At 48.9% G+C, this 11876-nt stretch carries 10 protein-coding genes; 3 read left to right on the forward strand and 7 right to left on the reverse strand.

Annotated elements, in window-relative coordinates; all coding sequences use genetic code 11:
• The coding region (locus NZM05_12380; protein MCS7014410.1) for a DUF1998 domain-containing protein at positions 1-1116 on the forward strand (1116 nt) is incomplete at its 5' end.
• A 110-nt stretch (positions 1117-1226) separates the two neighbouring features.
• Complete coding sequence (locus tag NZM05_12385; protein MCS7014411.1) at positions 1227-1565, forward strand: hypothetical protein; 339 nt, start codon at positions 1227-1229, stop codon at positions 1563-1565.
• A gap of 48 nt (positions 1566-1613) precedes the next feature.
• Here NZM05_12385 and NZM05_12390 read toward each other — a convergent pair whose 3' ends face one another.
• The 7 genes from NZM05_12390 to gyrA all read right to left on the reverse strand — a co-directional run bounded on the left by NZM05_12390 (position 1614) and on the right by gyrA (position 10975).
• Positions 1614-3188, reverse strand: a complete 1575-nt coding sequence (locus NZM05_12390; protein MCS7014412.1) for an SAM-dependent methyltransferase — start codon at positions 3186-3188, stop codon at positions 1614-1616.
• A 275-nt stretch (positions 3189-3463) separates the two neighbouring features.
• Positions 3464-4987 carry a molybdopterin-synthase adenylyltransferase MoeB gene (gene moeB, locus NZM05_12395; GenBank protein ID MCS7014413.1) on the reverse strand — a complete coding sequence of 508 codons (1524 nt, stop codon included), beginning with the start codon at positions 4985-4987 and terminating at the stop codon, positions 3464-3466.
• Positions 4988-5131: 144 nt separating this feature from the next.
• Positions 5132-5818 carry a tRNA (adenosine(37)-N6)-threonylcarbamoyltransferase complex dimerization subunit type 1 TsaB gene (tsaB, locus tag NZM05_12400; protein ID MCS7014414.1) on the reverse strand — a complete coding sequence of 229 codons (687 nt, stop codon included), beginning with the start codon at positions 5816-5818 and terminating at the stop codon, positions 5132-5134.
• A 122-nt stretch (positions 5819-5940) separates the two neighbouring features.
• The gene (gene tatC, locus NZM05_12405; GenBank protein MCS7014415.1) at positions 5941-6747 is read right to left on the reverse strand and encodes a twin-arginine translocase subunit TatC; all 807 of its coding nucleotides are present in this window, start codon (positions 6745-6747) and stop codon (positions 5941-5943) included.
• A gap of 115 nt (positions 6748-6862) precedes the next feature.
• The gene (gene panC, locus NZM05_12410; protein MCS7014416.1) at positions 6863-7717 is read right to left on the reverse strand and encodes a pantoate--beta-alanine ligase; all 855 of its coding nucleotides are present in this window, start codon (positions 7715-7717) and stop codon (positions 6863-6865) included.
• The gene (gene rsmI / locus NZM05_12415; GenBank protein MCS7014417.1) at positions 7704-8435 is read right to left on the reverse strand and encodes a 16S rRNA (cytidine(1402)-2'-O)-methyltransferase; all 732 of its coding nucleotides are present in this window, start codon (positions 8433-8435) and stop codon (positions 7704-7706) included. Before rsmI ends, panC begins: the two co-directional genes overlap by 14 nt.
• Before the next feature lie 71 nt (positions 8436-8506).
• On the reverse strand, positions 8507-10975 hold the full coding sequence (gene gyrA, locus NZM05_12420) for a DNA gyrase subunit A (protein MCS7014418.1): 2469 nt from the start codon (positions 10973-10975) through the stop codon (positions 8507-8509).
• A 250-nt stretch (positions 10976-11225) separates the two neighbouring features.
• Here gyrA and NZM05_12425 point away from each other — a divergent pair.
• A partial coding sequence (locus NZM05_12425; protein ID MCS7014419.1) for an acetyl-CoA synthetase occupies positions 11226-11876 on the forward strand: 651 nt, incomplete at its 3' end.

Below are 11876 nucleotides of genomic sequence, written 5' to 3' on the forward strand. Positions count from 1 at the left end.
ACCGTGCTGGATATGCCAAATGTGCAGATGCGACGACGGGCGCGCATCACGGCAGATGAGGAAGAGCGTCGCCGTCGAGGCTATAAGCTGGAAACCTATTTCCAGTTCGCCTCCGAAGAGTCAGCATACCGCATTAAGGAAGCAGATGTCATCAGCAACGGAACGCCACAATTGCGACTGACCTATGCGCCCGAAGCCACCGTGCTCCTGCTTAATCACGGCTGGCGGGGGGCAAATGTGGAGGGATTCCTGTTGGACCTTGATAGTGGGGAAATCCTCAGCTCTGCAGAAGAGCTGGGTAACCAACGCTCTCAACCCCAAAGGGTGCGGTTAGTGGTGCAGAGTACTCAGAACCTCTTGCTGGTTCGGCTGCAAGGAACGAATGGCAACGCAGCGCTGGAGACGACATTGCGCTATGCGCTCAAGCGCGGCATAGAAGAAACCTTCCAGCTCGAGGAAAACGAGTTAGCCTCTGAGCTGCTAGGTCGGGGCGAGCATCGCGCGATGTTGTTCTATGAAGCAACCGAAGGAGGCACTGGAGTATTAGAGCAGCTCATTGAAGAGCCAAGCGCATTCTCCGAAGTGGCGCGCCGTGCCTTAGAGATTTGTCACTTCGACTCAGCTGGCAATAACCTTAAATCTGACTGCTATGCGGCATGCTACGAGTGCTTACTTAGTTTCGGAAACCAGCAAGAAGCGCTACAACTTAACCGACATAGTATTCGGCAAATGCTTCTTGATTTAGCTGCAAGCCGAACCGAACTGCGTGTGCAGGGTCGTTCCCGCCAAGAGCATCTTGCGTGGTTATGGTCGCTAACTGACTCTCGTTCTGAGCTTGAGCGTCGGTTTCTGCAGACGCTGGCTGAAAAGAACTACCGATTGCCCGACGAAGCGCAAAAACGCATCACATCGCCATCGTGCATACCGGACTTTTTCTACAAGCCAAATGTCTGCGTGTTCTGCGATGGCGCCGTGCATGACGAACCAACGCAATCGGCTCGAGACAAAGAACTGCAGGACAATCTCATTCAGCATGGTTATCGAGTGATTGTAATCCGCTATGACCAAGACCTGCTGGAACAAATACAACGCTATCCCGATGTCTTTGGAGGCTAAGAATGAGAGTCGCTGGCGCAGAGCCAAAAACAACCTCTGATTATGAGCAGAGTAGTGAGTGACATAAGCAGAAAATCCAATTTGAAGGACAAGAGGTAAGGCTCTCACGCTTGATGGACGTGCCACTTATAGAGTTGCGGATTGATAAGAGAGCGCTTAAGTGCTTTCTGGATACAGGAGAGAGGCTCTCATGCTTGCTGGAAGAGGTAACAAGCAACTATCAATCTGTCGGAACAGAAGAGGATTTCTACTTTGATAGGCAGATTTCAGACAAAGTGCTTCGAGATAACCACAAGTCTGAGAGAAAGGCATTTTATCGTGAGGTATGTAACTTGCTTGCATCGCTGCAAGTTACTCCAAAAGCAACTGGAGTAAAAGGGATTATTGGTTACGACTTTTTCAACAACCTAAAGGGTATCTTGGATTTGAGGGAAGAGAGCTATGCATAGAAATTCTTATGCCGAAAACCGTATGCGACCTCAGGGTGGTCAGAGCCACTAAAAGCCTATGGTGAGTGTTTCTTCGTGCTTCCCCCTCACCTTAGTGCCTACAAGGTTGACTATGTTCTTTGCACCTCCCTGCCTCTCTTCTGGTAGAAGCACTGTAAATTGTTCTAAGATTTTTTTGTTATACGCTTTCCAGCCGCCACGAAAATCTCTGCTTGATGTGGCAACAAAGTGAGCGAATCGCTCTGAATTTAGCTGCTCCAAAAGAAATTCATAATCCCCGTCATACTTGATGCAATAACCCGAATAAAATGCAGCATCTTCGTTTTCAACCAAGATAAAGTTTGGTTTGTGATTCATCGGCGAAAACAAAATCTTTTTCCCGAAACTGGTGTCTAAGCCCTGACTTCTGCCAAACGCATACCACGCAACAGGATTCGGTTTCCCATTATCGCGCTTGTCTAACTCTTCCTTTATGCTCAGAAGATAGCGATAAGCCAGAGGAAAATCACTTTTCAACTTTTCTTCTGGAATAATCCTGTGCTTTCCATTCACCTTTTGATATGGAAACAAAATGTATTCTTTTACTTCGTCTTGGCTACTTTTCAGCTTTGATGCTTTGATGATAGGCTTCAGAATGGCTCTTTCAAGCTTTACCAAGCCTTTGAAGTGTGTCTTGGCGAAGACATAATTTGGTTCATCTTGAATGTCTGCGATTGGAAAAATATATGCTTTGTCGCAAAGTGTGGTGATGCCGACATGGATACGGCAAATGTCTTTCAGTTTCACGCCTACTGGTTCTTTTAGTGGCTTGGAGCTGAGCTGCCAGATTTTTCTGTTTTTAATTTCATCAAAATGAACTTTTCTTGATTCGAATTCGGTGGCTGTAATAGCCTGCTCGAAAATAAAGGCATCTTTCGGTTGTTTATTAAAAATGGTAATTGCGCTGTAAGTGGTGGCATGTTCAAAGAGTTGAATATTACCGTAGTTTGTAACCTTGATGAGGGTTTGTTTTTGAGAAAAGTAATTTCGCATAAACCGTGCGGTTTCGCTATAAAAGTATGTATTAGGCGTAATTAAACCGCAAATGCCGTGTGGAGCTAATAAAGTGTTGCATAATTCAAAGAAAGCAATATACGCATCTGTGGAGCCGCTTCGGCAAAACTTATAATGCGTTTTAATGAAAGTTCTCTCCGTTTCGGTTAGGTGTTGGATGCGAATGTAGGGAGGGTTTCCGACAATAAAATCAAACTTTGGCGTATTAGGTTCAGTGACTTTTCTTAAAGCATTGCAAACCTGAATGTTCCAGCTCACCTGAATAGAGAAAGGTTCAGTAAGTTTGTTTAAGTTTTCTATGCACTGCCTTACGGCTTCCTTGCTAATATCCCACCCATAAATTTTTTCTAAGTTTTCTTTTAAGTTTTCCTTGGGTGAGAGTTCAATGATTTGCTGGGCTACAACAGTTAAAAAACTGCCATCGCCACAAGCAGGGTCTAAAATGGTTTTCCCTAAAACATCTGTCTTATTAAAGCCGATATCGGACAAAATCTTTTCTACTATGAAGCGGGGGGTATAGACCTGACCTAAAAGCTTTTGAGAGCTATATCTTCTCGTCAGCGATCCCATTGCATCACAAGGTTATTGGCATAGGGTAACTGTCTAACGGAAGGGAAAAGCGACTGCAGGCTCTGCGATTCCTCAAAAATAACTTGTAGTATCCAACCTGCTGACCGTGCAAAGGAAGTGGAAGAAATAATTGGCTGATACGCAGTAAAACACTGCACAGACTTGAAGCCTGCTACATGAAAACAGCAAGCTCAGATGCAGGCAAAGGGCAATGTGTGGAGCGCTCAAAAATTATGTTGCCAATTTTGCACTGCAACTGAGCACGCTGACCTCTCTCAGTAAGTTGGCATTGATGGATCAATCTCTTTTGCCCAAGCAGTAATACCGCCGACGACATTGCGCACTTTCTTGAAGCCATTTTTGCGCAAAATCTCACAGGCTTGCGCCGAGCGACCGCCCATCTTGCAATAAACCAAAATCTCCGTGTCTTCTTTGCCTGCCAGTTCATGCAAGCGATTCGGCAGCTCTGGCAATGGAATCAAGGTCGCAGTGTGAAGGCGCACGATGTCCCACTCGTTGGGGTTGCGCACATCCAGTAAAAAGGGTCGCTCACCTGCATCTAACCGCGCCTTAAGCTCAAAGACGGTAATTTCATTCGGATTGCTCGACACCTTCGGTGTGGAAGACGAAGCCGATGCTTCGGCATTGCCTTGACGGTCATGCGCAGGCATACCGCAGAATTGCTCGTAATCAATCAGCTTCGTCACGGTTGGGTGGTCGGAGCAAACCGCACAGTCAGGATTTTTACGCAGTTTAAGCTCACGGAATTTCATCTTTAGGGCATCAAAGAGCAGGAGCCGATTGATAAGCGGTTCGCCCATACCGGTAATGAGCTTAATGGTCTCAATCGCTTGCAGAGTGCCTACCACGCCGGGCAACACACCAAGCACACCGCCTTCAGCACAGCTTGGCACTAAGCCGGGCGGTGGCGGCTCAGGGTAAAGGCAGCGGTAGCAAGCCCCTTCGGGCAAGCGGCCATTTGTCGCTTCGTGGCTATTTGCCCAGAAAACACTGACTTGACCCTCAAAGCGGAAAATGCTGCCATAGACATTTGGCTTGCCCAGCATCACGCAGGCATCATTGACAAGGTAGCGCGTGGGGAAATTATCTGTGCCATCGACAATGACATCGTAATCCTTGAAAATCTCCAGTGCATTGGCAGAGGTAAGCGGCGTGTCATAGAGCGTGACTTCAACATTCGGATTGAGCCGCTGAATGGTCTCCTTCGCTGAGAGGGTTTTGGGGCGACCGACATCTGGCGTGCCATGCAAAAGTTGGCGCTGCAGGTTGGAGAAATCCACTACGTCGTAATCCACAATGCCTAGGTGCCCAATGCCAGCAGCTGCCATATACATTGCAAACGGCGAACCTAAGCCCCCTGCTCCAATCATCAGCACGCGCGCTTGCTTGAGCTTCTTTTGACCCGCCATTCCAAACTCCGGAATAATCAGGTGGCGAGCATATCGCTTAATCTCTTCATTAGACAGCTCTACGGAACTTTCAACTTCCATTTCACCAAAAAGCGCGCCGCCAGCAATTGAGGGCACAATCATCAGTTCATCGCCGTCGCTGAGCGCTGTATCCAAGTTTTGAAGATTGCGAATGTTCTCATCGCCTTTGTAGATGTTGATAAACGTGCGCAGCTTGCCATCTTCGGTGTAAAGATTTTTCCGCAGCGCTGGATAGCGTTGGCTCAGTTGTGCAAGAGCATCGCCAACACTGCTTGCGGAAACCTCGACCGTGTCTTTGCCGTCCGCATACTGCCGCAAAGCTGTGGGAATGATGATTTTAGCAGGCATATTCAAACCAAAGTTAAAGTTGGCTAAAGTGATGCATTCAAACTTCCATCTGATATGCTGAGTATGATTGCATTGCAAGGCACTTTTATTCGCTAAAACGCACATCTGAGGTGTGGCGTTCTTTTGTTCAGCCAGCTCTGCGTGCTACCCAAAGAACTTTTTGGTAGAAACGCGCGCCTCAAAATCTTTGAGATAAAGCGGTTCGGCGGAAGCAAGGTCGGTCAAAAGACGCTGCTGCCATTTCTCTCTGGCAATTACAAGCAGCGATTGTGCCGAAAAATCGGCTTCTACCCAGTCAAGCATAGTCAGAAGACGCTGCCGCCATTTTTCAGGGCTGCGCCCATAGACCACCGCACCAGTGCCTTTCGGAAAACGGCGTTCTATCTCAGCAAGCGTGAGATATGATTTGGGAATCTCTGCCAAGACATTTTCCCGAAGCAGTGAGGTCTCAACTTCACCGACGAAAAATTCGTCTGCCTTTGAATACACAAGAGGCACAAGGCGCTGAGCGCAGCGTTGCTGTCTATGAAGTGTGTCTATTGCTGCGTGCGCCAATGCTTCCAGCGTGCCGACGGTAATTAATGGTCTCTCCAATGCAAAACATAGCCCTTTTGCCGTCGAGAGTCCGATTCGAAGCGCTGTAAAAGAGCCGGGACCGATTGAAAGCGCAATTGCGTCCAAGTCGGAAGGGGTAAGAGCAGCATCACGCAAGGTGCTCTCGATGAGCGGCATAATTTCTTCGGAAGCACGCTGCCACTCCGCACCAACTTTTAGCCAAGTTTTGTCTGCCTTGACCACTGCCACGCTCATCGGCGAATGAGAAGTCTCCAATAAAAGCAAGTTCAAGGTTTCGCAAAGTTTATCGTTTAAGGCAGAATGTGCGGCACTGTAACCAATAATTCAAAAGTGCGAATTCAGCGAAAGCACAGTGCTACGATAGCGATGCAAAAGCGCTACGAATGCAGATACACTTCAGTCTCTCTTTCAGCTTTTTCAGCCCGCTCACGCTGGCGCTCTACGATAGCCGAAATCCAGATGCTCACTTCATAGAGCAAAATCATCGGCACGGCAATGACAAGCTGCGTGATAACATCTGTCGAAGGTGTAACAATCGCTGCGATGACCAGAATCCCCACAATGGCGTGGCGCCTGTAGTGTCGCATAAAGGGCGGCGTGAGCAAGCCAATCTTAGACAGCACAAACGAGATAAACGGCAATTCAAAAACAAGACCACAAGTCAGCAGCGTGCCAATGAAGAAGGAGACATAGTTGTCGACGGAGATATTGTTTTCAATCAGTGGCGTGCCAAATCCTGCAAAGAAGCTGAGCGAAACAGGCAGAAGCACAAAGTAGCCAAATGCAATGCCAGCAAAGAAACAAAGCGAGACAAAAAGCACCACAAAGCGCGTGGCACTTTTCTCGTGTGGCTCCAAGCCGGGCTCAACAAATTTCCAGATTTGATAGGCAAGAATAGGAAACGCCGCAACAAGAGACGAAAAAATCACAGCTTGCAAATACAGCGTAAGTTGCCCGTAAGGGATTAAGTTTTGCAGCTTGATATTTGGACTCGAGCGCCTAAGCGGACCGATAAGAATGTCAGAGACAATAAAGTCAGCAAAGTAAGCGCACACCGCAGCGACCACTAAAACAGCCACTAAGCCTTTGATAAGTCGCCAGCGTAGCTCCTCCAAGTGGTCAAGAAAGTCCATTTCGTTGGGTGAGACAGGCTGTTTGGGCATGCTTGTGCTTGTTTTAAGCATTCAGTCGGTTAAACGCTGCGCTTTGTGCTGAAAGTTTTCCCGCTGCCAACCTCAATGAATCTGAAATGAACGTTGTAGATAAACCAAGCAAACGCTTTGCGCATAGCAGAAGTGCTCAAAGTGAAAAACGCAAGTTATCAAGCAGACGAACGCTGCCAAAGCGTACAGCAATGAGCAGAAAGTAATCGTTGCCTTCGCGCAGCGTCTCTACCCGCTGGAAGGTATCGGCTTGCACAACTGCAACATAGTCAATCTGGGCAAGTGTGGCAGCACTCGAGATGATGTGTGACGCAAGCGCTTCCAAAGCCTGCGCGCTGCGCTCACCCTGCGAAAGTTTGGCTTGGGCTGCTTGTAGGGCTTGATAGAGTGCAGGGGCTTGCGCACGCTCTTCTGCGGAAAGGTAGATATTGCGAGAACTCATCGCTAAGCCGTCAGGCTCACGCACAATTGGGGCAGCGAGAATTTCAATATCGAAGTTGAGATCGCGCACCAAATTCTTCACCAGCGAAAGCTGCTGCGCGTCTTTTTCACCAAATACGGCAATATGTGGCTTAGTGATGTTAAAGAGCTTGGTGACAATAGTAGCCACGCCGCGAAAGTGTGTGGGACGAATCTCGCCCTCGAAGCCCTGCGAAACACGCTCCACCGTTACGAAGCTCTCGAAATGCTCTCCATAGAGCATCTCCATTGTGGGGTGGAAGAGAATATTGACGCCAGCTGCAGTCGCAAGTTCCACATCGCGCTCGAAAGGGCGTGGATAGCGTGCGAAATCTTCGTGCGGAGCAAATTGGAGTGGGTTGACGAAAATGCTCATTACAACCACATCAGCACGCCGCTTGGCAATGTCGACCAAGCTAAGGTGCCCTTGATGCAAAGCGCCCATCGTAGGCACTAGTGCAATCGTCTTGCCAGATTGGCGCAGCGATTCAGCAAGGCGCTGCATCGCTTTCGGCTCTTCAATAATCCGTATAGCTGTGCTCATCTTCTTCATTCGTTGATGAATCGTGGGAATGCTCAGACGGCTTAATAGGCGAGAGCACCACGACCAATTCACCTAAAATTTTTTTGCTCGAGAAGGTCGCTTTAAGCTCACTGAGCGTGCCAACAACAATTTCTTCATGCAGTTTTGTAAGTTCTCGTGCAACCATTGCCCTCGCATCGCCAAAGTAGGTTTGAAGTTCCTCTAAAAGCCGTAGCAAGCGATGCGGCGACTCATAAAAGATAATCGCTTCGAGCGATTGTGAAGCAAGGAACCGAAGTCGGCTCTGCCGACCCTTCTTGTGGGGCAAAAAGCCCTCGAAGTAGAAACGATTGACGGGGAGCGGGCAGACAGAAATTGCAGCGGTGAGTGCTGAAGCGCCTACAATCGGCACGACCTTAATCCCACGCTCAAATGCGGCACGCACAAGGTAGAAGCCGGGGTCAGAGAGGGCAGGTGTGCCAGCGTCGCTCACTAAGGCAATCTCTTCGCCTTGCTCGAGGCGCGCTAAAATCTTTTCGCTGGCTTGTCGCTCATTGAAATTGTGGTAACCAATCAGCTCCTTTTTGCCCAAGTCGTAGTGGCGCAGAAGTTTAAGTGTCTCGCGCGTGTCTTCGCAGGCAATCACCGAGACCTTACGCAAGGTCTCCAAGGCGCGCAGCGTAATATCGCCCAAGTTACCGATAGGTGTTGCAACCACGTAGAGCATAGTGCTAAGAGAGGAAGCGAGAACCAGCTGTCAAAATTCTAACTTGCCGAAATGCGCAGCTCAAATGCAGTTTATGCCTGCCCATTTGTGTCGCTACTGGTTTCCTCTGCTTCCTCATCTTCCTTTGGCACGCGCGCAACGGCGCTGACACGGTCGCCTTCCTCTAAGCGAATTAGCCGCACGCCGGAAGTATTGCGTCCCATAACCCGAATGTCAGAGACGTGCTGCCGATTGACAATTCCGTTTTTAGTCATCAAAATCAGGTCATCTTCGTCAGCGACTTCTACCATAGCGACCAGATTGCCCACCTTTTCATTGCCTTTCAGCGTGATAACGCCAGCGGCACCTCGTTTCGTCATTCGGTATTCCTCAAGCTCACTGCGCTTGCCATAACCCAAATCCGTAACAGTCAGCAAGGTAATATCGGTGCGACGCGTGGTGACCAAAGAGACCACTGTCTCACCTTTCTCTAACTCTGCACCTTTCACGCCTGTGGAGTTGCGTCCCATTGGTCGAACATCAGACTCGTGGAAACGCACGGCGTAGCCACTGCTTTTAGCCAGAATGATCTGGTGATTGCCATCAGTAAGCTTAGCGCCAATCAGCTCATCGCCTTCCTCAATGTTGATGGCAAGAATGCCAGTGCGGCGGGGATTTGAAAATTCGCTGAGCGCCGTTTTCTTGATAAGTCCATTTTTGGTCGCCATCACAACATAAAGCGAGTCGCTAAACTCCTTCACACTAATATGCGCCATCACTTTTTCGTTTGGCTCAAACTCAATAAGGTTGCTAAGGGAGCGCCCACGCGCCGTGCGGGCTGCTTCAGGAATGTCGTAAACTTTTTGCCAGTAACACTTGCCGAAATTGGTAAAGAAAAGAATATAGTCATGCGTTGAGGCAACGAACATATGCTCAACAAAGTCATCGTCTTTTGTGGCAGCACCCGCAATACCCTTGCCGCCTCGACCTTGCCGACGATAAGTATCAACGGCTGTGCGCTTGATGTAACCGTTGTGCGTAATTGTAATAATGACATCTTCTTCTTTGATAAGGCTCTCGATTGAGAGGTCATCACTGACTTCATAGACAATTTCCGTGCGACGCTCATCACCATACTCTTGCTTGATTTGCTTCAGCTCGTCTTTAATAATCTTCATCTGCAGTTTTTCGCTGTTTAGGATGGCGCTCAGCTGCTCAATGGTTTTGATGACCTCCCTATACTCTTCCTCAATTTTTTGCCGCTCCAGATTGGTAAGGCGTTGCAGGCGCATATCTAAGATGGCTTTGGCTTGGATTTCAGAGAGCTTAAATGTTTGCATAAGACCATCTTTAGCCTCTTCGCCATCTTTGGACTTGCGAATCAGTGTAATGATTGCATCAAGATTATCGAGCGCAATTTTGAGACCTTCAAGAATGTGAGCCCGTTTTTCCGCTTCGGCTAAGTCGAACTTTGTGCGGCGAATAACAACTGTGTGTCGGTGGTCAATGTAGTGCTGCATCATTTCTTTCAGCGTCAGCACCTTAGGGCGACCATCCACCAGAGCCAGCATAATGACGCCGAAAGTCTCTTGCATCTGCGTATGCTTGAAGAGCTGGTTGAGCACCACTTTGGTCACAGCGTCGCGCTTCAGTTCAATCACAAGCCGCATACCGTCTCGGTCTGACTCATCACGAATGGCAGCAATGCCCTCGATTTTTTTCTCATTAACCAGCTCTGCAATACGCTCTTGTAGCTTGGCTTTATTGACTTGGTAGGGTAGCTCAGTAACCACAATTGACTCACGACCGCTTCTGGCTTCTTCAATCTTGACGCGGGCACGAATGGTAATTTTGCCGCGCCCTGTAGCATAGGCTTCTCTGACGCCTTCATAGCCGTAAATAATCCCACCTGTCGGAAAGTCAGGCGCCTTGATGTATTTCATGAGTTCATCAATGGTGATGTCTTTGTCGTCAATGAGGGCAATTAGTCCATCAACCACTTCCGAGAGGTTGTGTGGTGGAATGTTGGTCGCCATCCCGACGGCAATGCCAGATGAGCCATTGATAAGCAAGTTCGGAATGGCGCAGGGAAGCACAGTTGGCTCTTCGAGTGAGTCATCAAAGTTGGGAGCAAAGTCTACTGTGTTTTTGTCAATATCGCGCAAAAGTTCACCCGCAATGCGCGTCATTCTCACTTCGGTGTAGCGCATTGCTGCAGGAGCATCGCCATCAATGGAGCCGAAATTACCTTGTCCATCAACGAGGGGATAGCGCAGCGAGAAATCTTGCACCATGCGCACAATTGTATCATAGACGGCACTGTCGCCATGCGGATGATACTTCCCGAGCACTTCACCGACCACGCGCGCCGATTTTTTGTAGGCACGCCCAGCTTGCAAGCCAAGCTCACTCATTCCGTAGAGTACACGCCGGTGCACAGGCTTCAAGCCATCACGCACATCGGGTAACGCACGACTCACAATCACCGACATTGAGTAGTCGATGTAAGAGTCTCGCATCTCGTCCTCAATGTTGATGGGGATAATTTTTTCTCGCTGCATAACTGGCTAACACTTGGGTTTAGAAGTTTGAACCAACTGAATAAGCAAAAAATATACGGGTTTCCACAGCTAATCTCTAAGAGTGCAGCTCAGGGCAGAGTGATGCGCGCTCCATGCGTGCGGCGTTAGCAACGCCTGCTGTATGCAGATAAAGAGAGAGGTGAATGCAGGCAAGAGCGAAGTATCTGCCTTTTGCAGAAGTCTTGCTTCCGTGTATCTTTCCCAACACACACTCAATCCACACAAGAGTATGACACAACGCGAAGCCTTGAAAACCGCCCTGCAAATTTTGCTCTCAGGTCGCTCGCTCGATGCCGAGACCGCCAAAGAAATTGGACTCATTGATGAAATCACCGAGGGCGATGCTGTTGTGCGTGCCACAGAACTTGCACGTGCCTTCATTCTGGGCGCTGACGGTAAAGCGCTCCAAACTGCCTTTGAACGGCGCCAGCAAGCCACGACCTCGTGGGAATCGTCGAGACCTTTTCCCGAAGACCTGCTGCAAGACCCAGAAATTCAAACGCTCATCGGCGCGCTCAAACATTCAGGGCGAGAAAAAGCGGTTGAAAAAATTTTGCACGCTCTGCGCACTGGCTTTGAGCAAGGTTTTTCAAAAGGCATTGAAACCGAAGCGAAACTCTTTGCCAGCGCAGTAGTCGCGCCCGATGAAGGCAAGGCAGGCATTGAAGCCTTTCTCCATAAGCAATCTAAACCTTTGCCACCGCAACCGCTTCGCAAAAAAATTTCGCCCGAAGAAGAAAAAGCGCTGCTCGCAAGTGGCGACCTTTTGCCCATCGACGCGCCATTTTTTCCGGGCGTAACGAAAATCCCGAAGTATCAATACGCGCTTGCCGTCGTGCGCGACGAGAAAACAGGCGCAATTCCGCACGGCGACCCCGTC

Source organism: Chloroherpetonaceae bacterium, assembly GCA_025056565.1.
Classification (GTDB): domain Bacteria; phylum Bacteroidota; class Chlorobiia; order Chlorobiales; family Thermochlorobacteraceae; genus Thermochlorobacter.